Genomic DNA, 23,252 nt, shown 5'->3' with positions numbered 1-23,252 from the left:
CACTATTCTGGTTGATTCCCTTGTTCTTTTCGGTTAAACGCTTTCTTCGCGTCCTGGATTTCATTTTTGATTTTGGACATTTCCTCATCCAATCGGAAGGCAGCCTCGGCGGCTCGCTTTAAGCGTGCCTTGACTTCCCCCGGAATCTGGCCGGAATATTTATAATTCAACGAATGCTCGTTGGTCGCCCAAAAGTTCATCGCGAGTGTACGAATCTGAATTTCTGCGAGTACTTTTTTCTTGCCATGAATCGTTTCTACAGGATAGCTGATAATAATATGATAAGAGCGGTAGCCGCTATCCTTCTTATCAGAAACATAATCTTTTTCTTCAATGATTTCGAAATCGTGGCGGTTGTGAAGCATATTGGCAATAACATAAATATCATCGACGAATTGGCAGACGACACGCACCCCTGCGATATCCTGGAGTTCCTTTTCAACATCGGCCGGTGTGATACCACGCCGCTTCATCTTTTCAATAATGCTTGTTCTGGGTTTGACACGACCGGTGACAAACTCGATTGGTGAATGCTCCAGTTCATATTCAAACTGGGCACGCATCCCTTTCAGTTTCACTTTCAATTCATCCACCACTTGGGTGTAGGGTGCCAAAAATACTTCCCAATCCATCTTGTCCTTCCCACCTTTAACCATACATCTATGTAGTAAATATGTGATATTAAGTACCCATTCATTGTATCATAAATTATGACAGGAGATAATCTTTGCAATCAACAGGCTCCCACCTCATAATGATTGCAGAGCGCTGGAGGGATATTATGAACCAGGAAATTGAGATCGAATTCAAAAATATGTTGACAAAAGCAGAATACAATCGCCTGAAGACGACTTTACCGTTTGAAAATGCAGTGGCCAAGGAACAAATCAACCACTACTTTGAAACGGAGAATTTTGATTTGAAACAACAAAGGGCTGCCCTGAGAATCAGAGAGAAAAACGGCGGCTATACGTTGACCTTGAAACAGCCGCATCCCGAGGGCCTGCTTGAGACTCATGCCAAACTGACCATGGACGAATTTGAAAGCTGGATTGCCGGTAACCCGGTAGAAAAAGAAAACGTCATCAATCAGCTTAAACAGATGGGTATCGACTATCACGCATTGAAATATTGGGGTGAATTGAAAACGAACCGCCAGGAAATCGACTACCAGGACACCCTCCTGGTCTTAGACCATAGTCTTTATCATGATACGGAAGATTATGAACTTGAACTGGAAGCGACGAACAGAGCGCATGGGGAAAAGATTTTCTACCAGTTATTGACCGATCATGAAATTCCTGAGCGCGATACCGATAATAAGATCAAGCGCTTTTTTCAGGCACGGGCTTGAGTCACATTATTTGAAGGCCATGCCTGGCGTTGCTACAATGAATAACAAGCAGAAAGGGTTCTGATCATGAGTGTACCAGGAACAATTTACGAAGCGATAGGCGGACAACAAGCAGTATTCAAGCTTGTCGATGCCTTTTATACTAAAGTTGGAAGTCACCCGGATCTAATACCGATCTTTCCGGATGACCTGACAGAAACTGCCCGGAAACAAAAACAGTTTTTGACGCAATTTTTCGGCGGACCAGCTTTATATACCGAAGAACATGGCCATCCCATGCTGCGCGCACGGCACCTGCCTTTTCCGATTACACCAACGAGAAGGGATGCCTGGCTGGATTGCATGGCCGCAGCACTCGAAGAAGCGAATATTGAAGAGCCATACCGCACGGCGATTTTCGAACGTCTGACCATGACAGCCAATCATATGATGAATACACCAGAGGATGAGAAAGGAGAATCGATGTGAGTTGGAAAGCTACTGGAGCATCCCAGGAACAATCAAGTGCCCAGTTCGGTTTTTTCGATCTTTTGAAACGGCCATTGGAGCTCTACCTATTCGTAGACCCCCTATGCCCGGAGTGTTGGTCCATCGAGCCGATCATCAAAAAGCTCACCATCGAATATGGACGCTTTTTTACTATAAAACCGATTATCAGCGGGAAAATGACTTCCCTTCATAAAAAAAACGTAGAGAAGCCTTATCATTTGAAAAAAGAATGGGATAAAACAGCCAACCGCACTGGCATGTGCTGTGACGGCGACATTTGGCTGGAGAATCCTGTTTCTTCTCCACTCATCACATCGCTTGCTATCAAAGCAGCAGAACTGCAGGGAAAAAAATCCGGCATGCGGTTCTTGCGTAAAGTTCAGGAGTATGTCTTTCTGGATAAGAAAAACATCTCCGATGAAGAAGTATTGGTAGAATGTGCGGAAAAAAGTAACCTCGATGTCGACGAATTCCGGAAAGACCTTTACTCCGATACCGCTCGGCGTGCACTGCAATGTGATTTCAAGCTGACAAGGGAAATGGACGTCGAATCGATTCCTGCCCTCGTATTGTTCAACCAATCCGAAGAGGAAGCAGGATTGAAAATTTCCGGTTCTTATCCTTATGAAATTTACGTAAATGTATTGAAAGAGATGCTCCAGAAAGACCCGAAACCGGCCAGGAAGCCGACGCTGGAAGCATTCATGCAGCATTATAAATTCGTAGCAACCAAAGAAATCGCCGTCGTTTATGACTGGACCGAACAGCAGGCAAAGCGGGAAATGAAAAAGCTCGTTTTGAAACAAATCGTCAAAGAAGTACCAGTCAAACATGGGGTGTTCTGGAAATACCAGCCCACTGAGCAACAATCCTAAAAAGCGGCTGTCTCAAAAGGGTCTGACTTACGTGCAGACTTTCATTTTGAGACAGTCGCTTTTTCTTTATTTAACATAAGAGAAAGCATTTATTTTCCAAACAGCTAGTGTTATGATATTTTCCGTAGTCTTATTTGTTATGTAAAGGAGTGAACATTACTCTGGATATAAAAAAAGCATTACCTATCTTATTTGCTATCATGTTTTTAGTAATGGTCGGTTTTGGAATCATTATTCCGGTACTTCCTTTTTACGCAGAAGAAATCGGTGCAACACCAACAGAGTTAGGCTTATTAATGGCTGTCTACTCGTTGATGCAGCTGCTTTTCGCACCCATGTGGGGAAGGCTTTCTGACCGGATCGGCCGGAAGCCGGTGATTGCGACAGGCATTGCCGGTCTTGCAATTTCTTTCTTTCTAATGGCGTTGTCTACGCAGCTATGGATGTTGTTCGCCGCCAGAATTATCGGTGGATTCCTATCTTCAGCTAACATGCCGACCATCATGGCTTATGTGGCTGATATCACGTCAGATGAGGATCGCGGGAAAGGCATGGGTATCATAGGAGCGGCTATCGGTCTTGGATTTGTATTCGGACCGGCGATTGGCGGTGTCTTTTCAAAAACCAGCCTGGAAATGCCGTTTTACATAGCCGGATTTTCCTCGCTGCTTACCTTTTTACTAGTTGTGTTCGTATTGAAAGAATCACTGACAGAGGAAGCAAAAGGCCAGCACACCGGCAAAAGAGCCCCTTTGCGTCAGGCTTTGAGCGGCCCAAGCTCGATGTTGTTCTTCCTGCAATTGTTTGTTTCGTTGTCACTCTCCGGACTGGAAGCGACTTTCGCATACTTTGCTGCAGAAAAAGCTGGACTGGGCACAGTAAAGCTGGGCTACATCTTCATGATCATGGGCTTTGCAGGAGCAATTGTTCAAGGAGGATTGGTCGGCAGGCTGACGAAAAGATTTGGTGAACCCTTCGTCATTCAACTCGGAATCGTCGTATCCGTCGTCGGCTTCGCATTAATCTTGTTTGTCCGGGATTTTGTGACGGCTGCGATTTTCCTGTCTATCTTTGGGATAGGTAACGGGGTCATCCGTCCAAGTGTGTCGGCTTTACTGACAAAGAAAACGAAATCAGGATATGGCAGCGCCACCGGGCTGTTATCCTCGTTTGATTCACTGGGAAGGATTGTCGGTCCTCCGCTTGGAGGATGGCTGTTTTCCATCGCGATTGGATTACCGTATATTTCCGGAATCATCCTATCTGTGATCGCCTTCACCTTATTCCAGGTGTATTCCAAACGATCCAAACAACTTTCATCCGTAGCGTGAGTCAAAAGCTTTCCCCTGGGGAGCATCGGTTTGCTTAGCAACCCGATGCTCTTTTTTGTTAAACAAGGCTTGTTAAACACTTTTGTTGATTTTTCATAATATACTTTTTCAACTATTGGGCCGAAAAGTCGAAGACTTGATTTCGAGATGTTGGTAATGTCTAGGGGCGTTGGGGAAGGATTCGCTTTCCTCGGGGAAGCCGGCAAGCCTCCTCGAGCTAAAGCTCTGTGGGGTCTTGCCAGTCTATCCTTTCCCGCAGGAGTCTCAACCTTCCCTCACGCCCCTTACCATATAAGATTATCGAAATCGCTCTTAAATTTACTTACCCTAAATTGTTAGGAGAATACTATTACAATGCCAGATTGATCCGTTCTTATTGCTTCAAAAGTATGCCATTCGTAACAGAAGTTTCGAGATTCTTACAACCATATGGTGGCTGGAAAAACGGTGAGACTCCTGTGGGATGAAGATGATCGGTGAGATCCCGCAAGGCGAAGCCTGAGGAAGCTCACCACATGCCCACGGAAAGCGATCCGTTTTCCCAGCCACCATCATTGCAACCTAAAGTCTCGAAACTGAGTCTTCAGCAAAAGGGAGCTTAACTGTAAGATCAACATGGTGAGTTAACAGAGCCTAAAACAAAAAAATAACCAGCATGGGGGCTGGTTATTATAGGTCCTTTATAAATAAAGGAGGATGGGAGAAAGTGGTCCCTATCAAACTGTTGGGGGGGGTTAATGGGATTTCTTTCACATCTATAATATAGCAAGCAGAAACCATTGGCGCAATACACTTGTTCAATATTTCACGAGTTTGTCACAAGTGTTCTATCTCTTCCTTTAAAGCATAAATTTTTAGTAAGGAGGGTTGGACATGAAAATAGCTGCAGTCATTATTTTCGCCGTCCTGGTGTTGGTAGCCTTTTTAATGAATCTATTCGGGTTGATGCGTCTCTATCCCCTGTATATCACCTCACCTTTATTATTCCTGGTGATCTTCTTTGTGATTAAAAGCCTGTTTCACAGAAGAAAGTTCAAAGGATTCAAGAGCTACCATTGAATAAGGCTGGTGATCTCAACAATCACCAGCCTTTAATCATAGAGTTAATCTGGGTTACTACTAAAAATCCACAAAGAAGGGTTGTGCTTCTTCCTGGAGGCAAAGTTCAATCCTTTGTCTGAAATTGTTCCAGGTCACTTTCTCTAACGCTTCTTCTATTGGAAAAAATCCTACTTCTAAAGCTTCAGGCGTAGGGACCAGTTCTCCGCCGACCGGTCTCCCTAAGAACAATGTGTTGCAAATCGATTTACTGACATTCTGAAACACACCGCAGAACGGGTGACCTCGATGTCCAGACCGCATTCTTCTTTGGTTTCCCTGATAGCTGCTTCTTTTAGTGATTCACCCACTTCAACTTGACCGCCCGGCATCTCCCATCCCCGTTTCGGTCCTTTGATCAACAGTAATTCATTTTTTTCATTTAAGATAACCGTAGCTGCTGAAACAATATGTTTTGGTGTTTCCATTAATACACTCCTTTTTCCAGTCTTTATAAACGTCCTATAGGGCAGTTAGAATAAAGTTTATTCCCTGAAATAACCAAAATGCAGCTATACTAAATATAATGGCGTAGCCAAGCGGAACCCGCTTATTCCTCTTCCCCAACATTTTTATTAAAGGCATATGTAACAGTTTGAACATAATCGCTGCTAATCCTAAGGTTAATAAAATATAAATCGCAATGCTTGAAATGGTGGGGAGGAAACTCAAGTCCATAAGCTTATCCCCTACTTTCATAGCAATAGCAAATATAAGCGTTATCATAAGTGAAGCGACATCCATACCATCATCTTTTTCCTCAGCTGAATCTGCAACCTCTTCGGTTGGATTACCCATTGTTTCTCTCCCTTCATTTAATGGACGATTGTCAGTCTTCTTTTCCCAGCAAACAAAAGCCGTTTGAACGTTCTTACGATTCCAAGTGCTAATATTGATTAATAAAGGAACCATTCAGTCACCTGAATGGTTCCTTTTTCTTTATTTTATTTCAACAGCTCTTCCATTTCATTTAATTTCTCTTCAAATACATCTAATGCAGATAAAATCGGGTCTTTGGAAGTCATATCTACACCCGCCTGCTTCAATACCTCGATCGGGTAGTCACTGCTCCCGGCTTTCAGGAATTTCTTGTAACGTTCTACTGCCGGCTCACCTTCCTCAAGAATCTGGGCAGCAAGTGCAGTAGCCGCGGAATAGCCGGTTGCATACTGGTAGACGTAGTAGTTGTAATAGAAATGTGGAATCCGCGCCCATTCTAGTCCGATTTCATCATCGATGACAATATCATCACCGAAATATTTCTTATTCAAATCATAATAAAGTTCAGTCAGCTTATCGGCAGTTAAAGCTTCGCCGTTTTGAGCACGAACATGAATGTCGTGTTCGAACTCCGCAAACATCGTCTGACGGAAAACGGTGCCCCGGAACCCTTCAAGGAAGTGATTCAACAAATATAACTTTTCTTTTTTATCATCTGTCGCCTTCAACAAGTGGTCATTCAATAAAGCTTCGTTGCAGGTCGAAGCAACTTCCGCTACGAATATCGAATAGTTGCCATAGCGGTAAGGCTGGTTGGCATGGGTATAGTAGCTGTGCATGGAGTGACCAAGCTCATGGGCCAGGGTAAACAGGTTGTTGATGTTGTCCTGCCAGTTCATGAGGATATAAGGATTGGTTCCGTAGTGTCCGGATGAGTACGCACCACTGCGTTTTCCTTTATTTTCATCCACATCAATCCAGCGGTTTTCATAACCCTCCTGGATGATGTTGATATACTCATCTCCAAGCGGCTGCAGCCCTTTGACGACCAGGTCCTTTGCTTCATCATAGCTTACTTCCATCTCGACATCTTTAACGAGCGGAGTGTAAAGGTCGTACATGTGAACATCATCCAGCTCCAAAACTTTTTTACGAAGCGCGATATAACGATGAAGCAAAGGCAGCCTGTCATTTACCGCGTCCACAAGGTTATCATAGACTTTTTCAGGAATATTGTTATTATCAAGGGCCTTCTCACGCGCAGAACCGTAATTTTTTACTTCTGCATAGAAATTGTCTTTTTTGACGTTGCCGCCCAGTGTAGAAGAAAAGGTGTTTTTGAACTTTTCAAATGTATTGTACATCGCCTGAAAAGCGTTTTTACGGACGTCACGATCCTTTGACTCCAAGAAATTGATATAACGGCCATGGGTGAGATCGATTTCGTTGCCGTTTTCGTCCTTGACACTCGGGAACGTCAAATCCGCATTGTTCAACATCCCAAATGTTTGCGATGGATTGGATGCAATCTCAGAAAACCCTGCAAGTAATGCTTCCTCTTTTTCGCTCAACACATGAGCACGTTTACGGGTGATTTCATCAAGTGTGTGTCTGTATAGCTCCAGTTCTTCTTTTTCTTCTAAGTATTTATCGATTTTCCCTTCTTCTAATGATAATATTTCCGGTACAATAAAACTCATTGCTGAGGATACCTGGGTCAGCAGGTTCTCTGCTTTGGAATTCAGCTCCTGGTAAAAGGAATTCGTCGTATCCTGATCCGCACGCATGTGTGCATAAGTATATAGCTTTCCAATCCGGTTAGAAATTTCATCCTGCTTCACAAGCATTTGATATAACTGGTCCGCTGACTCTCCCAGTTTCCCTTTGAACGCTGTTATTTCGGGAATCATTTCTTTAATGGCTTCCAGTTCTTTCTTCCATTCATCATCTGTCGCAAAAATATTTTCAAGCTTCCACGTCCGCTCCACCGGAAGCTCTTCACGCTTTGGCAATTCCTTACTGGCTGTACTCATATTACTTCCTCCTTTTACGCATTTCGTCACCCTAAATAATTTCTCTATAAAATAGGAAATACCTCCCTATTTTATGATATTTCTCATGGTTTTACCCGCTTTTTGAAAGAATTAAAAACAATTTCATCCTGCTTCATTGCTTCTTCGATAGTAAGAGGGTTCACTGCTTCTTTTCGTTTACGGTATTTTCCAGGTTGTTCTTCTACTACCAGGCCGAGACGGCATAACAGATCCAGGTATTCTTTTAATGGATTAGGTTTGACAGATACATGTAAAAGAGGAACAACAGGCTGAGTAAGTTTCATCGGGAGCAGTCCTGAAACCGGTGTTCTTAAAAAGGTGTCGAGGTAATAGCGGGACTGCCAGATCCATGGTGGTTCGGTCAGTTGAATTTGGCTCGGTACGGGGAGGTAAGTAATCGCAGGCAGCAATGACGGGTGATAGCCTTTGGCATAAAGATATTGACGCCAACTTTTTTCTTGCGGTGAGGAATGTCCCAAAGGACGTATCCTTCTTTTTTTAATGAAACTTTTCCAGCCCGCAGGCATATCATTAAGGAGGAGATTTTGAGAGCTGAATATCGCGTTGAACGAGATACCGGTTAAGGAAAAATAATGGAGGTTTGAAAAAGTGATGTTTGAACCGGTCCCCTGGAGATAGGAGCCAATCATAAGCTTATCCGTTATAGGATCAAAATAATGGATGCGATAATCGGGGAAATGATAGATGAAGTTACGATCAAAGCTCGTCAACTGGATCATGTTCGTTCCTTTTCGTTTCAAGCGGTTTCCTCCCAGAATCCAAAAAGGAAAGATACCAGCTTGCAAGTACTGCTTCGTTCGGTTACTGATTTCGGGCTCTGGAATTTTCGCACATTGATACTCAATGGCGATGCGTCTCTTCTTTGTATGCAGCAATATGTCCGGACGCTGCTGGGTTTTCGGCAAATAAGCTTCGAGTTCTACGTCATAACCCTGATTGTTCAGCCACTCCCACAGCCGGGCTTTCCCTTTATGATGGTAGCTCCCTTCACCACCTTTGCTTGACGGGCAGTCACTATTAGGAAAATGAGCAAAATGCGGAGCAACCTTGGATCCAGCCCGGATTAACACTGGCGCCTTGCACTGCGGACAGAAATAACTATCTTGCATTTTTGCTTGTATAAGTTCATGGATATGCCGACCTGCCAATTGAACAAATTGACCCTTGGCATTGATGGCACTAAGCAATTCGTTCATCCCCCCTTTATATAACAAACTTATTCGACATCAATCGGCAAAAATCCTGCTTATCTGCATAAAAGTGAGCGTGTGCTGATGCATAACACTTTGTCTCTGTTACTTTTTTATCCTATATTCACTCCTTCTACTCTGCTATTACTTACCAGTCAACCCAGTGCAACAATTTTCGTGCCATATAGTCCGATGGCAAAACAAAAAAGCATACCATGGCGGCATGCTTATCAATTATAGAGGAAAATAACTTTTTATTTGATTCAGTGCATCTTCTGCAAAAATCGTTTTGCCATATTCCTGCAGGCGATGGATTGTGATATCCGATTCGTTTCCGTACTCTAATATATTGCTTAAAATATTTTCCTGTTCGTCATCATTCATATTATCCTCATTGAATTGAATATATAGATAATAGGCATCTTCAAAATGGTACATGCTTTGCTCGAATTCTTTAACGGATTGAAAACTGTGGCTCAATTGGATTGCATCTTCGAATTCATCAAAGCGGATCGTGAACTGCATAGGCTCCAGATCATTGCTCCAATCAGTATCTTCATCGGTCGTATGCGTATCTGCTTCATTTAATTTTTCATCAAGCATTGATTCTATTTTTTCATCCACGGGCATATCGATGGTTTTACCATTTTCAGTAGGAAGCTCGAGCTTCTGTCCGTCTGAGGAAAGCTGGGCTTTCGTGACGATAACTTCCAAGCCTTTCTCCATCGCTTGCACTTGGATCCATAAGGGACCTTCAGCGTGGAAATTCTCTTTATCATTAACTTCGTCCATCATTTCCCAGAAAAGCTGCTCACTTCTGTCACGGTTATACCAAATATCTTCCCGATCAAACCCGCGTTGTTCAACGTCATGATAAGAAACATAAAATTTGATTGTGTTTTCATTGATTCTTTCGATTTCCATGCATCTCTCTCCCTTCTATATTCGGATAAGCGGAAGGGACTGCTTCACCCTCGTTGTTATTTTATAGTATACCTTACCCCATATTTCAGGACTTTAATCGCATGTTTATACAGGTCAGGTACCTCTTAATTCTATTGTATGATAGCTTTGCCTTTTCTGGAAAACAAAATGCTTCATTTACGGAAAAACAAACGAATATCACGACTTTTATAAAAATCGCTTGAGCGATACTCTCCAAGAACTGCACAGTAGCAATTCTATGGTTAGTTGTCTATTTTAGCTTATTTATAGTCATTTGTCACTACATATCAGGAGGCTTTTTTATGGAATGGGAATTGATCCAAGCAATCTTAATCATCATAGGAATTGATATCGTTCTCGGAGGAGATAATGCCATTGTCATTGCGCTGGCAAGCAGGAATCTGCCGGAGAGACAGCGCAATAAAGCGATTTTCATGGGGACAGGCTTAGCTATTATTGTCCGGGTGTTTTTGACTGCGATTGCCCTGTATCTTCTGCACATTCCCTTCCTCCGATTAATTGGGGGAATACTACTCATATATATCGCAATCAAACTGCTGACCGAAGAGGAAGAAGAACCGGATATCAAAGCCAGTGACAGTCTTATTTCGGCTGTGAAGACGATTGTGTTCGCAGATATAGTGATGGGCTTTGATAATGTGCTTGCGATCGCAGGGGCCTCCCACGACAATATTTTATTAGTAGCAATGGGTCTGCTTGTATCGGTGCCTATTATCATTTGGGGAAGCAAATTGATATTGAAGCTGATGGAGCATTTTCCTTCCCTCGTTTATATCGGAGCGGGCATCCTCGCTTATACAGCAGCTGAAATGATTTTAGAAGAACGACGGCTCCGGCCATTTTTTGAGCAATACGATTCGCTTCACTATATGATGCCGATTGTTATCATTTTTCTTGTCATCTCCTGGGGTTACCGCAACAATAATCCAGCTTCTCAAAATTAGAAAAAACAAAAAAGACCGCCCTTTGCGCGGTCTTTTGCTATTAGTTTACCAGGCGTTGTGCTTCACGAAGCTGGAAAGTACGAACGCTTCTTGGCAGGAAGCGGCGGATTTCATCTTCATTATACCCTACCTGAAGACGCTTTTCATCAATGATAATCGGGCGGCGTAGTAGTCCAGGGTTTTCTTGAATGAGATCGAAAAGATCCTTCAAAGGCATTTGTTCGAAATCAACGTCTAATTTTTGGAAAACTTTGGAGCGAGTGGAAATGATTTCTTCCGTTCCATCCTCTGTCATACGTAGAATTTCTTTAATTTCATCCAGAGTCAAAGACTCAGAGAAAATATTACGTTCTTTGAAAGGGATATTATGTTCTTCTAACCATGCCTTAGCTTTACGGCATGATGTACAGCTTGGTGAGGTATATAGAGTTACCATGGGAACTTCACTCCTCAAAATGTATTTATCATACAAGGTTTGCATGTGCTTGCCAGTTTAAAATAACTTTAATTAACAGCCTATGTATACTATATCATAACTGTCAAGTGTTAGCTAGTAGTATTGTAAGTTTTTTATACAAAACTTGTACAGATTCAGCGATTTCATTGTGACACTTTTAATATACCCTGTTGCACTTCCATTAAACATCTTTTTTCAAACTTTTTCTGCTTCCTATATTTTCAGTTAGCTTTATGAATTGAAAAAAGCTGTCCCCTAATAGCTTCACAGCTTGAAAAAAGCCTGGCGGTTGCTGAAACCGCTCCCTTTCCTGGTCACTGATTGCGCGAAGCTTATAGGAGACAACCCTGTACCTTCCATTATTAAGCTTTTTCTTTTTCTAAGTCTTCCAAGATGTTTGTGTTATCTGCATCTTCGTCATAGGTGAGTACCTCTTCCACAGGCTCGTACGACTTGCCATAAAATTGAGTATCTTTATAGGTGTGGATTTCTTCATACATCTTTTTCATTTGTTCATAAATGTGTTCTTCAGATGCATCTTCAGGGGACCAATAGAGGATTTCCATAGAATTAGGTTCATCAGTAGCTAGAGATTTTCGTGTGTAACCGATGGATTGGGCATGCTTGAACCCTTCCCGCTGGTAGAAACGAAGACGTTTCTCTGTATCGGTGTCATCATAATCGACCGGCTCCACTTCCAGAATGATTGGTTTTCCTTTATCTTTCATTTTTTGCATCAGCTTATGTCCTAAGCCCTGCCCTCTTGAGGCTGCAGATACATAGACATAATCGATGAAAAGGAAAGAAGGGAATTCAGCATACATCAAAACGTGATGAGGACCCTCATCCTTATAATAGACATCGCCTTTCTCCTTTAACAACGTTTCCATATGCTCTTGAGATTTCATTTCTTCGATTGGAAAGTATTGTTTCAATTTTTCATACCAATTCATAAATCTGCTCCCTTACAAGTTAGTCTTTTCTATTATAACGAATTTCTCAGTAATTGTTAAATGGCTTTTGAAAACACTTACAATTTTACTTTTTCCAGCTTTCTTTTTTTTAACACATCATCTAAAATAAAAGTAACCGGTAAAGGAGGGGAGCATGTGGGTGCATTAATGCTCGATATTACGTTGCTTGGGTTAGGGATCATCGGAGCAACAGCGTTTCTCGGAGTTGCCATGAATGGAATAGGCAATAAGCTGTTCAGCCGGGGTAAAAAAGATGAGTTTTTGGACAAGGCACGATCTTATCAGGATACGTGGAGAAACGTCGGAGGAACTCAGAAATAAGCTACATAAAAAAACATGGAAGGCTCACCTTCCATGTTTTTTTATGAGACTGTTTTTTAGTTTAACGGAGTGTAATCGACACCCTGGGTATAACTGTTACCTGGATTCCAAATCAGATATTCATTGATCCCGTTTTCGTTCAGGGCACGGATTTGGGCTTCCACTTCTGCTACTCCATACTGTTTCGCAGGTCCGGAATAAAGCCACGGCGCTTCGAAATCCTGGATCCATGGTCTCGATGTCGGCGGGTTATCCAATTTAGCCAGCACTTCATTTTCCACTTTGGCATATTCAACCGTCAATTTATATGGCTCCATATCCGGCTTCTTAATGCCGAAATAAGAGGTCCAATGACTTGGATAGATCATGGAGGAAATGACGTCGACATTGGAACTGATTTTAGAGAAATTCTGTCCTATTCCAGGTGCTTCCGGAATCGTAGCGGAATATCCGAATATATCAACAGATACATCAACTGCGTAGTAATGTAACTCTTCCCTGGCGTAAGCGACAAAGTCCGTTACAGCTTGCACACGCTTTTGTACCTCATCCATTTCCAGGTTTGCATATTCTCCTTGATTATATTCCAATGTTTTATCACGGTTTTCAAAGCCCTCCGGGAATCGGACATAATCGAACTGGATTTCCTCAAATCCGAGCTTTGCAGCCATTTTGGCGATTTCTACATTATATTCCCAGACTTCCTTCATGAATGGATTGACAAAGGCTTCTCCCCTGCCGTTTTTCCAGATCTGGCCATTCATTTTAAAAGAAAGCTCGGGACGCTTTTCAGCTAAAATCGAATCTTTAAAGACAACCACTCGCGCAATCGGATAAATTCCCTTCTCCTCCAGCACTTCAAGCATTTTTCTCGGCTCTTTGATGTACGGCTGTGCAATATCATAATAAGGAGAGTCTTCGTCGGGCTTAAATGTTATATTACCGTGATCTTCTTTAATATCAATGACCATCGCATTTAAATCTGTCGATCCAACAAGCTCTAATAACGATTCAAATCGACTACCTCCAGCTGAATTACCTGTTACATAAATCCCCCGTACTGCATCTGGATACTCAAACGTCAAACCAGAATCATAGACGAACCTTGCTGCTGGCTTTTCATTGTTTAATAACTCTAATGAAACTTTTCTATCCTGCAAGTTTTTCACCGGCAAAGCTTCTGCCTCATTCGATTCGTCTGCATGCAATGTATGTACCGGGACAATTGCCAAAATAAAAAGAATGGTGATGAACGTGATACTCTTAAGCTGTCTTACCTTTTTCCTCATGATTAATCCTACTCCCCAAGTTTTTTCTATCTCCTATTATAAAAGAGGATTCCTATAAATTGGTAGGCTATTTAGTAAAATTTTGTAGAAAATCACTAAAATATATCAAATGACCTAATTTAAACCTTTTCCCCGTTTTATATATATACAAAAAGACAAGGTGTCATTCCGCCAATCCGGAAAGAACCTTGTCTTTTTACAGCCGTCTTAAACGGACACATATTCTTTTTTATAATGTTCGAATTCTTTCGTTGTACAAAGCACCCAATGGTCCGGGCCAACTTCGCAGAATTCCGGCTCTTCACTTGTATCGTGTTGACTTGGGTCATATTCTTCCCGGACACGGTTTCGTTCGTAATCAGGATCCGGTAATGGAATAGCAGATAGTAAAGATTTGGTGTACGGGTGCATCGGATTCTTATATAAATCATCCGCATCAGCAAGTTCCACAAGCTTACCGAAATACATAACCCCAATTCGGTCACTGATATATTTGACCATCGACAGGTCGTGGGCAATGAACAAGTACGTCAAGTCATTCTCTCTTTGCAGTTTTTTCAACAAGTTGACTACCTGCGCCTGGATCGAAACATCAAGCGCCGAAATAGGCTCGTCAGCAATAATGAAGCTTGGATCAACGGCCAAAGCGCGGGCAATACCGATACGCTGACGCTGTCCACCACTGAATTCGTGAGGATAACGATTGGCATGTTCTTTGTTCAAACCTACCGTCTCCAGCAAATCATGTACACGCTTCTTGCGCGCTTCTTTTGTTTTGGCTAGACCATGAATGTCCAAGCCCTCTGCAATGATATCTTCTACCTTCATACGAGGGTTCAAAGATGCATAAGGATCCTGGAATATCATTTGCATTTCACGATTGAATTGCTTCAAATCTGCTTTATTCTTTTTATCGTGTACATTGACCCCATTGAAATTGACTTCTCCTTCGGTAGCATCGTACAACCGGATGATTGTCCGGCCTGTCGTCGACTTACCACACCCGGACTCACCAACAAGGCCGAAAGTTTCCCCTTTATAAATATCAAAGGTTAAGCCATCGACTGCTTTTACGACACTGTGACGCCCGGTTTTGAAATGCTGCTTTAAGTTTTTGATTTCGACTAATTTTTCTCGACTCATGAGCGATCACCTTTCGTATTAAGTTCAGCCTCTTGAGCAAATCCTTGCATTCTACGTTGTATGGAAGCAGGAGGCTCCACATCCGGGGCATGCTCGTGCAACAACCATGTCGCGGCATAATGCGTATCGGATACTTTGAACATTGGTGGTTGTTGTTCAAAGTCAATCTTCATCGCATAATCATTCCGGGCTGCGAACGCGTCACCTTTAGGTGGAGCGATCAAGTCCGGCGGTGTACCTGGAATGGCATATAAATCTTCATCTGCACTGTCCAAAGAAGGCATAGAGCCAAGCAGTCCCCATGTATAGGGATGTTTTGGATTATAGAAGATTTCATCAACGGTTCCGATTTCTACAATTTTACCTGCATACATGACGGCGACACGATCGGCCACATTAGCAACAACACCAAGGTCATGCGTAATGAAGATAATGGAAGAGTCCGTTTTCTTCTGGATATCCTTCATCAACTCTAAAATTTGTGCCTGTATTGTTACGTCAAGCGCGGTAGTCGGCTCATCAGCAATTAGAAGCTTAGGATTACAGGCAAGCGCAATCGCAACAACGACACGCTGACGCTGTCCACCAGAGAACTGGTGGGGATATTGATCGACACGGTTAGCTGCATCAGGAAGCCCAACCAGTTCCATCAATTCCACTGCACGCTTTTTCGCCTGGGAACGGCTCATTTTCTGGTGCTTGATAAGACCCTCCATAATCTGATTGCCGATTTTCATCGTTGGATTTAATGATGTCATCGGATCCTGAAAAATCATAGAAATATCCTTGCCTCGAATTTTCTCCATTTGCTTTTCACTTAACTTAGCTAAATCTTTACCTTCGAAAAGGATTTCCCCTTCTTTGATACGGCCCGGCGGCTGAGGAATCAGACGCATTAATGCTTTTGTCGTTACCGACTTGCCTGAACCAGATTCACCGACAATTGCCAGGGTTTCTCCTTTGTGTACATCGAAATTGACACCTCTGACAGCCTGGACTTCTCCTCCGTATGTGTCAAAGGATACACTTAAGTTGTTTACCTGTAGAAGTTTTTCCATTTGGTATTCCTTCCTCCTATTCACGCATCTTCGGATCAAACGCATCCCGCAGTCCATCAGCCAGTATGTTAAAGGCAACCATAATCATGGAAATGATGATTGCAGGGAAAATCAACACGTGTGGATTGGTCTGCAATGACTTGAATCCGTCATCGATCAATGTTCCCAAAGATGCAATCGGGGTTGGAAGCCCTAACCCGATGAAGCTTAAGAATGCTTCAAAGAATATAGCACTTGGAATCGTAAACATCGTATTGATGACGATCAAACCAGTAACATTCGGTACGAGGTGTTTTTTCAAAATTCTGCTATCTGGTGCTCCGAGTGTTCTGGATGCCAGTACGAATTCCTGATTCTTCAGTTTCAAAACTTGTCCCCGTATGATCCGTGCCATCGATATCCAGCCGGTAATGGTCAGGGCAATGGTGATCGACAGGATCCCCGGTTCTAATATCAGAATCATCAGAATAACAATAACCAGGTTAGGTATCCCAACTAAGACTTCGATGATCCGTTGCATAATGTTGTCGACACGTCCGCCATAATATGCGGAGACTCCGCCATAAATGACCCCAATTATCATATCGATTGCTGCTGCCAACAAGGCAATATATAAGGAAATTCGCGTTCCGTGCCATGTACGTGTCCATAAGTCACGTCCAAGACTATCTGTTCCGAACCAGTGATTTGTTTCTATCCCTTTTGCTGCATATACGTCAACGGAAGCTTCAACTTTTGCTTTTGTGCCATTCCCGCCTTCATCAATTACGTTATATTCAATAAAATCGGCATTAGCTGCGCCAAGTTTCAATTTAGCGACATTTTTCGCAGCGTCGACAGAATCTCCCTCAATAATCGTCGATTCCATACCATCCACACCAAGCCAGCCGATATTTTCCAGTACTGGAATCTTAGGTGGTGTGTAAGAACGGGATAAATCCTGTTCATATGGATCGAATTGATTCATATATGGGCCAAAAGCTGCCATCAACATTAACACAATTAAAGTGACAACCCCTGCCATTGCCCCGAGATTCTTCCTAAGGCGGTTAAAGGAGTCCTGCCAGAAAGACAGACTAGGACGAGAAATCTTCTCGCTATCCATTCCTCCCCGCTCGACAGGGACAAAAAGATCTTTTGATGGTTTGCTGTTATCCATATTTATTTCTCTCCTTCGGCAAGTCTGATTCTAGGGTCGATGATTCCATATAGAAGGTCAATGACTAAAATGATGAAAATGAAAAAGAAAGAGAAGAACAATGTTGTACCCATAATAATTGGGAAGTCATTTGTTGTAATCGATGTAACGAACTGTTCCCCGATTCCAGGTACTGCGAAAATCTTCTCAATTACCAATGTTCCAGTCATTAATCCTACTGCCAGAGGACCCATTACGGTTACCAAAGGAATCAAAGCGTTACGAACCCCGTGCTTGAAAACGACGCCAAATTTATTGACACCTTTTGCACGTGCGGTCTGGATAAAATCAGAACCAAGCACTTCTAGCATCTCTGTCCGCATGAAACGGGCAGCAATCGCAATCGGGAACATCGCCAGCGCTACGGTCGGCAGCACCGTATGTTGCCAGGATCCCCAAAGTGCAACCGGGAACCAGCCTAATTTAAGGGCTATGAAATATTGCAATAGACCTGCGAAAATAAACGATGGAATAGATTTACCGATAACAGCTACAAATGTGGACGAGTAATCCAGGAAACCATTATGATAGATAGCTGCAACCAAACCAAGCAGCATTCCGATGATCGTACCAATGATCAGAGCCTGTGCCCCTAATTGCATAGAAGGACCGATACGATCCATAATAATGTCTGTAACTTCCCTGTTATCAAACTGGAATGAAATCCCTAGATCGCCTACAGCTAAACCACCCATGTATTTCAAATACTGGATCGGTACCGGGTCATTCAAACCGTACTTTTCAAGAATGATCTCTTTTTGCGTTTCTGACAATTTATCTTCCATGGTCAGTGGTGTACCAGGCAGCATTTTCATCAAGAAAAATGAAAACGTCGCGATTATAATCAGTGTCAACAACATGTAGATTAGTCGTTTAGTGATATAACGAGCCATCCTTGCCCACCTCCTATATTTATAAGTGTTTTCTTATTATTATAAATTACTGAATATTGATTATTATCAGTTATATTTGATGACAGGGAAAAAGAGAGCATATGCCAACAACATGGTCATATACTCTCTCCCCTCCGAGTCAGCTTTATTCAATTATGGTAAGCTATTACTCTTTACCGTCAATATAAGCATACTTGTAAGTGTAGTCTGGTCCCATTGGGTTAGTGATTACACCTTTAACGTAAGGCTTCCAAAGTTTAGCGCTGGCACGTTGATATAGAGGAGCAAGAACTGCATCTTCTTCAATCAACATTTTTTCAGCTTCCAGGAATGTTTCGAAACGCTTAACTGGCTCTAGAGCAAGCTCGTTGTTAGCTTTTTCGATAAGCGCATCATATTCTTCGCTGGAGTAACCAGTTTTGTTGTTTCCGCCATCTGTTACCCACATGTTCAAGAATGTGTTCGGGTCGATGTAGTCAGGGCCCCAACCAGAGTTTTGCAAGTCATATTCCATTTCAGTGTCTAGACGAAGACGCTCTTTAAATGGAACCGGCTTAACTTTCACAGTCAAACCTTCAAGCTGCTCCAATTGGTTCTTCAAGTAAGCATCCATCTCTTTAGCAACTTCAGAGTCGCCGCCAAGAAGTTCAAGCTCTACAGAGTCTTTTCCAAGCTCTTCCATAGCAGTAGCCCAATGTTCTTGTGCTTTTTCTACGTTAGTTTCAACCAACTCACCATTGATATCACGGAAGTCTTCTCCGCTTTCAGGGTGTTTAGCAAAGTTTTGAGGAATGTCACCTACAGCTGGAAGGGATCCGTTAGCAAGAATGACATTAACAAGGTCTTCGCGGTTGATTACAGATTGAATCGCTTTACGTGCATTCACATTACCAAGTACTTCATGTTGCTGGTTCATTTTCAAGTAGAACAGTACTGGTTCTTCTTCTGTCTTCAATTCTTCACTGCCAGCTTTTTGCTGAACGAATTCACCGCTCAAACCAGCAGCATCGATTTCGCCTGAATCATAAAGGTTTACACGAGTTGAAGTTTCTTTAACAACACTTACATTAATTTCTTCAAGGTTTACATTTTCAGCATCCCAGTAATCTTCATTCTTAACAAGTTTCCAGCTTTCTTCATGTTTCCACTCAGTCATCTTGAATGGACCGTTAGAAAGAATGTTTTCTGCTTCAAGTGCAAACTTGTCGCCTTGTTCTTCAACAAAGTCCTGGTTCAACGGCAGGAATGTACCAAATGCAGTCAAGGATAGGAAGTAAGGGATCGGCTTTTCAAGTTCTACTTTCAATGTATAATCATCTTCAGCAGTAACACCTAGCTCTTCCACTGCCATTTCACCGTTAGAAATAGCTTCAGCGTTTTTGATAACGCCATTCATCATGTATGGGCCATACTCGGACCCAGTTTCCGGGTTAACCGCCCGCTGCCAAGCATATACGAAATCGTGTGCCGTAACAGGGTCACCGTTAGTCCAAGTTGCATCTTCACGTAGTTTGAAAGTCCAAGTCAAAGCATCTTCACTTTGCTCATGGCTTTCTGCGATAGCAGGTTCCATTTCAGCATTTTCACCTAGACGATAAAGCCCGTCCATTGTAGAACCTAACCATTGGAATGCAACTGCGTCAGTTGCCATGGAAGGATCCATTGTAGGAATCTCAGCAGAGTCAGTGATATTCAATACTTGCTCTCCGCTAGGCTCACCTTCTGAACCTTCGCTTCCTTCATTACCTTCGTTTTTCTCTTCTGTGTTCCCTTCACCTTCGCCACCGTCGGCGTTATTGTCGCCGCCGCCTGAGCAAGCTACCAGGAACATGCTTAGAACTAATGCTAGTCCAAGCAATAACCAATTTGTCTTTCTCATGAAAGAATGACCTCCCCAAAAATATAATTTTCTAAAAATTAACGCAGATGATTAATCTACAATACGAATTATACAAGTTTTCGAACTATTTTGCATTAATATTTTTTTGATAAAATTGTAAGAACCTTGTTATTATTACATTCTTGTGGCATAAAATAGTCTTAAATACCTAGTTTATTTTACAAATGTCCTACACGATAACGGGGGAATTTTACATAGAGAATTGTATTGTTACAAACTTTTCAGCAAAAATTACTTAAAATTTCATTCTTGTTATTATCCTGGTTGAAATTTACTTTTTACCTCTACTAAAACAGACACATGAAAACATGCTATAATGAAAGAAGTATTTTTTAAGAAAGGATGTGCCTTCTTCTAATGGTATTAAAGAATAAGTGGGTGTTTTTAGGCATTAATTTCACTGTGGTAACACTGCTGTTTTTTATGCGGGCACCTGTGTACGACTTGTTCCATTATATTAACCAGACCTTCTATGTCGCTTTCTTTTATCTTTTTGGCGGGCTTCTTTTGTGGGTAATCCGAGGCGGCTTTTTCGACACGATAACCTATAGTTTTCGCAGATTCTACCATAGAGTAGCAAAAACAGCTGATTATATGGAAGATTGGAAAAAGAAGCCGCTTCCTTCTCAAACCATCGACGGTAAAATATTAAAGTTCTTTCTGTTCCAGGGAATCTTTATGAACTTTGGTATGGTCGCTATGCTTATCTATTACTATCAGGGCTGATCATCTGGCTGTTGCAACTTCCAGAAAACTTATTTATAATTTTCTTGAATATATTGAAATGCGATGAAAAAGTATAGTACCGGACTTCCCTGTTTTAAAGAGAGGCTGTGGTTGGTGAAAACAGCCGACAAAAGGTACCGGGAATTGGGCTTTGGAGCTTCGTTACAGACGACGTACCCCTGCGTTAAAGGACAAGTGATTCCGTGAAATGCGGGATAACAAGGGTGGCACCACGGTTCATTCGTCCCTTCTTTATAGAGGGAGAATGGCCTTTTTTTATTGGAAAAAGCAGCAATTTACATTTAAGGAAACCTGACGAGAATGTTCACAAATAAAATAAATGAGGTGGAAAACATGAAAACCATTTTTTCAGGAATTCAGCCAAGCGGTACATTAACACTCGGTAACTACTTAGGAGCGATGAAACACTTCGTCGAACTTCAGGAAGAGAACCACTGTTACTTCTGTGTGGTCGATGAGCATGCCATCACTGTCCCACAGGACCGATTGAAGCTGCGTGACAATATTCGTTCGCTGGCTGCTTTATACCTTGCTTCTGGCATCGATCCGGAGAAGTCTACACTGTTCATTCAATCGGAAGTTCCAGCCCATACACAGCTGGGATGGATGCTGCAATGTGTCAGCTACATCGGTGAACTGGAACGGATGACGCAATTCAAAGACAAGTCACAAGGGAAAGAAGCAGTCTCCTCTGGACTGTTGACCTATCCGCCATTGATGGCTGCGGATATTCTTCTATATAAAACCGATATTGTTCCAGTCGGGGAAGATCAGAAACAGCACTTGGAGCTTACCCGTAATTTAGCCGAGCGCTTCAATAATAAATACAACGATATATTCACCGTACCAGAAGTTAGCATTCCGAAGGTTGGCGCCAGGATTATGTCACTCCAGGATCCGACCAGAAAAATGAGCAAGTCCGATGAAAACCAGAAAGCCTATATTTCGATGCTCGACGAGCCAAAGAAAATCGAGAAAAAGATCAAGAGTGCTGTCACTGATTCGGAAGGCATCGTTAAATATGATAAAGAAAATAAACCGGGAATTTCCAACCTGCTTACCATCTATTCCACTTGTACCGGAGAGACGGTGGAAGCATTGGAAGCGAAATACGAAGGAAAAGGATATGGGGAATTCAAGCAGGACGTTGCGAATGCTGTCATTCAAACACTCTCCCCTATCCAGGAGCGTTATCATCAATTGTTTGAATCTGAAGAGCTGGATGATGTACTGGATAACGGGGCAGAGCGTGCTAATCAGGCAGCGGAAAAAATGCTTCGCAAAGCGAAAAAAGCGATGGGTCTGGGGCGCGTCAGAAAGAAAAAGAAATAAAGCGGGTTTGACCGCTTACTAAACTACAATAAAAAAACCAGAATTGAAGGAGACCTTCAATTCTGGTTTTTTATTCCTGCTTCTGCTTTATGATTTTCTAATTCCCAAATTTTCTCGAAGAATGGCTGCCCCTTGATGATTTTTCCGCATAACTCCTCATGAGAACGGCTCCACCCTGGGGTTGTTCCTTCATAAAGTTTTTGCCAAGCTTGTTCAATCGTATATTCTTTAACCATCGGATAATGGCTCGGCTCCCATTCGGTCAGCCAATAACGGATTTCTTCCGGATTATCTGTATGCTGTAATTGGTCCAACGCCATCATCAGCAACTGTTTCAGTTGTCTTTCCTTCCTCGTCAGCCCCAGCATGTATTCTGGAGACAAAGAAAGGATATGATGTTCTTTTCTTGCTAAAGCAGGGTCCCAGTCATATTTATTCGGCTTCTGTCCTTCAATCATTTCTAGGGCTAGTCTTTCCTGGCGTGGAATCAGTCTGCTCTTACGGACTGGAAGTGTATAGCCCAGTGTATCGAATGCAAGCACAGAATGACCATTGGTAACAATAGCAGCATAATCGAGCGACTTACGCTCCTGGTTTTTTCTTAAGTAAGCTCTTCTATGGATGGATTCTAACAAACTGATCGGCAAATCCTGTAAATCATTTTCAATATACTGATATAAATCATCTGTTATATACAGCAGCGGAGCTTGATCCAATAGCTCAATCCCATCTTCTTTCCGCCACTCATGAAATGGAGAAACGTTGTATCCGTTCTCCTCCCCTTCGAACCAGTTCACCCAAACATCATGTAAATATAACATACCCGGTACTCACCTTCCATCCCTTAGTTTCATTTGCCATCAGTATGGCCAAATCTGGAAGTTTTATTCTTAAATTG

General features: G+C 42.3%; 23 protein-coding genes, 1 pseudogene and 1 other annotated feature. Of the genes and pseudogenes, 9 read left to right on the top strand and 15 right to left on the bottom strand.

The genetic code is table 11. The features are described from left to right. Positions 1-2: 2 nt before the first annotated feature. Positions 3-632 (bottom strand): GTP diphosphokinase, encoded by a 630-nt coding sequence (yjbM, locus tag BLV00_RS00365; RefSeq protein ID WP_093040992.1) that lies wholly within the window; start codon positions 630-632, stop codon positions 3-5. Positions 633-781: 149 nt separating this feature from the next. On the opposite strand from yjbM, the gene BLV00_RS00360 reads away from it, so the two are divergent. The 5 genes from BLV00_RS00360 (at position 782) to BLV00_RS00340 (ending at position 5,108) form a co-directional block, all read left to right on the top strand. After that, positions 782-1,354: a CYTH domain-containing protein gene (locus BLV00_RS00360; RefSeq protein ID WP_093040989.1), complete on the top strand. Its 573-nt coding sequence runs from the start codon at positions 782-784 to the stop codon at positions 1,352-1,354. Between the two features lie 66 nt (positions 1,355-1,420). Beyond that, the gene (locus BLV00_RS00355; protein ID WP_093040987.1) at positions 1,421-1,822 is read left to right on the top strand and encodes a globin domain-containing protein; all 402 of its coding nucleotides are present in this window, start codon (positions 1,421-1,423) and stop codon (positions 1,820-1,822) included. Then, on the top strand, positions 1,819-2,718 hold the full coding sequence (locus BLV00_RS00350) for a ClpXP adapter SpxH family protein (RefSeq protein ID WP_093040985.1): 900 nt from the start codon (positions 1,819-1,821) through the stop codon (positions 2,716-2,718). The genes BLV00_RS00355 and BLV00_RS00350 overlap by 4 nt, the downstream gene beginning before the upstream one ends. A gap of 161 nt (positions 2,719-2,879) precedes the next feature. Continuing rightward, on the top strand, positions 2,880-4,049 hold the full coding sequence (locus tag BLV00_RS00345; protein WP_093041917.1) for an MFS transporter: 1,170 nt from the start codon (positions 2,880-2,882) through the stop codon (positions 4,047-4,049). A gap of 879 nt (positions 4,050-4,928) precedes the next feature. Continuing rightward, on the top strand, positions 4,929-5,108 hold the full coding sequence (locus BLV00_RS00340) for a hypothetical protein (protein WP_245728738.1): 180 nt from the start codon (positions 4,929-4,931) through the stop codon (positions 5,106-5,108). A gap of 60 nt (positions 5,109-5,168) precedes the next feature. Here the strand turns inward: BLV00_RS00340 and BLV00_RS00335 are convergent. From BLV00_RS00335 to mecA, 5 genes and pseudogenes are all read right to left on the bottom strand, one after another. After that, positions 5,169-5,575 (bottom strand): annotated as a pseudogene (locus BLV00_RS00335) (NUDIX hydrolase). A 34-nt stretch (positions 5,576-5,609) separates the two neighbouring features. Further along, a complete protein-coding gene (locus tag BLV00_RS00330) occupies positions 5,610-6,059 on the bottom strand; it encodes a hypothetical protein (RefSeq protein WP_093040982.1) in 450 nt (149 codons plus the stop codon). Between the two features lie 32 nt (positions 6,060-6,091). Next, positions 6,092-7,900 (bottom strand): oligoendopeptidase F, encoded by a 1,809-nt coding sequence (pepF, locus tag BLV00_RS00325; protein ID WP_093040980.1) that lies wholly within the window; start codon positions 7,898-7,900, stop codon positions 6,092-6,094. An 83-nt stretch (positions 7,901-7,983) separates the two neighbouring features. Continuing rightward, the gene (locus BLV00_RS00320; RefSeq protein ID WP_093040979.1) at positions 7,984-9,138 is read right to left on the bottom strand and encodes a competence protein CoiA; all 1,155 of its coding nucleotides are present in this window, start codon (positions 9,136-9,138) and stop codon (positions 7,984-7,986) included. A gap of 228 nt (positions 9,139-9,366) precedes the next feature. Beyond that, on the bottom strand, positions 9,367-10,056 hold the full coding sequence (mecA, locus tag BLV00_RS00315; RefSeq protein WP_093040977.1) for an adaptor protein MecA: 690 nt from the start codon (positions 10,054-10,056) through the stop codon (positions 9,367-9,369). A 323-nt stretch (positions 10,057-10,379) separates the two neighbouring features. Between mecA and BLV00_RS00310 the strand changes: the two genes are divergently transcribed. Beyond that, positions 10,380-11,042 carry a TerC family protein gene (locus BLV00_RS00310; protein WP_093040976.1) on the top strand — a complete coding sequence of 221 codons (663 nt, stop codon included), beginning with the start codon at positions 10,380-10,382 and terminating at the stop codon, positions 11,040-11,042. A gap of 40 nt (positions 11,043-11,082) precedes the next feature. Here the strand turns inward: BLV00_RS00310 and spxA are convergent, their stop codons facing one another. Then, on the bottom strand, positions 11,083-11,478 hold the full coding sequence (gene spxA, locus BLV00_RS00305; RefSeq protein ID WP_028782060.1) for a transcriptional regulator SpxA: 396 nt from the start codon (positions 11,476-11,478) through the stop codon (positions 11,083-11,085). A gap of 383 nt (positions 11,479-11,861) precedes the next feature. Then, positions 11,862-12,452: a GNAT family N-acetyltransferase gene (locus tag BLV00_RS00300; protein ID WP_093040975.1), complete on the bottom strand. Its 591-nt coding sequence runs from the start codon at positions 12,450-12,452 to the stop codon at positions 11,862-11,864. A 156-nt stretch (positions 12,453-12,608) separates the two neighbouring features. Between BLV00_RS00300 and BLV00_RS00295 the strand changes: the two genes are divergently transcribed. Continuing rightward, positions 12,609-12,794 (top strand): hypothetical protein, encoded by a 186-nt coding sequence (locus BLV00_RS00295; RefSeq protein ID WP_093040974.1) that lies wholly within the window; start codon positions 12,609-12,611, stop codon positions 12,792-12,794. 56 nt (positions 12,795-12,850) lie between these two features. On the opposite strand, the gene BLV00_RS00290 is transcribed toward BLV00_RS00295, so the two are convergent. The 6 genes from BLV00_RS00290 to BLV00_RS00265 form a co-directional block, all read right to left on the bottom strand. Continuing rightward, positions 12,851-14,083, bottom strand: coding sequence for a putative glycoside hydrolase (locus BLV00_RS00290; RefSeq protein WP_093040972.1), 1,233 nt, complete (start codon positions 14,081-14,083; stop codon positions 12,851-12,853). Between the two features lie 207 nt (positions 14,084-14,290). Then, positions 14,291-15,226, bottom strand: coding sequence for an ABC transporter ATP-binding protein (locus BLV00_RS00285; RefSeq protein ID WP_093040970.1), 936 nt, complete (start codon positions 15,224-15,226; stop codon positions 14,291-14,293). Continuing rightward, positions 15,223-16,284, bottom strand: a complete 1,062-nt coding sequence (locus tag BLV00_RS00280; RefSeq protein WP_093040968.1) for an ABC transporter ATP-binding protein — start codon at positions 16,282-16,284, stop codon at positions 15,223-15,225. The genes BLV00_RS00285 and BLV00_RS00280 overlap by 4 nt, the downstream gene beginning before the upstream one ends. A 16-nt stretch (positions 16,285-16,300) precedes the next feature. Further along, the gene (gene opp3C, locus BLV00_RS00275; RefSeq protein ID WP_093040966.1) at positions 16,301-17,443 is read right to left on the bottom strand and encodes an oligopeptide ABC transporter permease; all 1,143 of its coding nucleotides are present in this window, start codon (positions 17,441-17,443) and stop codon (positions 16,301-16,303) included. Positions 17,444-17,445: 2 nt separating this feature from the next. Beyond that, positions 17,446-18,375 carry an oligopeptide ABC transporter permease gene (gene opp3b / locus BLV00_RS00270; protein WP_093040964.1) on the bottom strand — a complete coding sequence of 310 codons (930 nt, stop codon included), beginning with the start codon at positions 18,373-18,375 and terminating at the stop codon, positions 17,446-17,448. A 166-nt stretch (positions 18,376-18,541) separates the two neighbouring features. Beyond that, positions 18,542-20,254, bottom strand: coding sequence for a peptide ABC transporter substrate-binding protein (locus BLV00_RS00265; RefSeq protein WP_093040962.1), 1,713 nt, complete (start codon positions 20,252-20,254; stop codon positions 18,542-18,544). Between the two features lie 378 nt (positions 20,255-20,632). Between BLV00_RS00265 and BLV00_RS00260 the strand changes: the two genes are divergently transcribed. Both BLV00_RS00260 and trpS read left to right on the top strand, forming a co-directional pair. Further along, the gene (locus tag BLV00_RS00260; protein ID WP_245728679.1) at positions 20,633-21,001 is read left to right on the top strand and encodes a DUF3899 domain-containing protein; all 369 of its coding nucleotides are present in this window, start codon (positions 20,633-20,635) and stop codon (positions 20,999-21,001) included. A gap of 54 nt (positions 21,002-21,055) precedes the next feature. Then, positions 21,056-21,253, top strand: a binding site (T-box leader). A 102-nt stretch (positions 21,254-21,355) separates the two neighbouring features. After that, a complete protein-coding gene (gene trpS, locus BLV00_RS00255) occupies positions 21,356-22,354 on the top strand; it encodes a tryptophan--tRNA ligase (RefSeq protein ID WP_093041914.1) in 999 nt (332 codons plus the stop codon). 56 nt (positions 22,355-22,410) lie between these two features. Here the strand turns inward: trpS and BLV00_RS00250 are convergent, their stop codons facing one another. Beyond that, positions 22,411-23,175 (bottom strand): YjbA family protein, encoded by a 765-nt coding sequence (locus BLV00_RS00250; RefSeq protein WP_093040958.1) that lies wholly within the window; start codon positions 23,173-23,175, stop codon positions 22,411-22,413. Between the last annotated feature and the right edge of the window lie 77 nt (positions 23,176-23,252).

Origin of the sequence: Thalassobacillus cyri (assembly GCF_900107755.1) — a bacterium.
In the GTDB taxonomy this organism is placed as follows: Bacteria; Bacillota; Bacilli; order Bacillales; family Halobacillaceae; genus Thalassobacillus; species Thalassobacillus cyri.
This window is presented reverse-complemented; position numbering and strand designations above follow the sequence as displayed.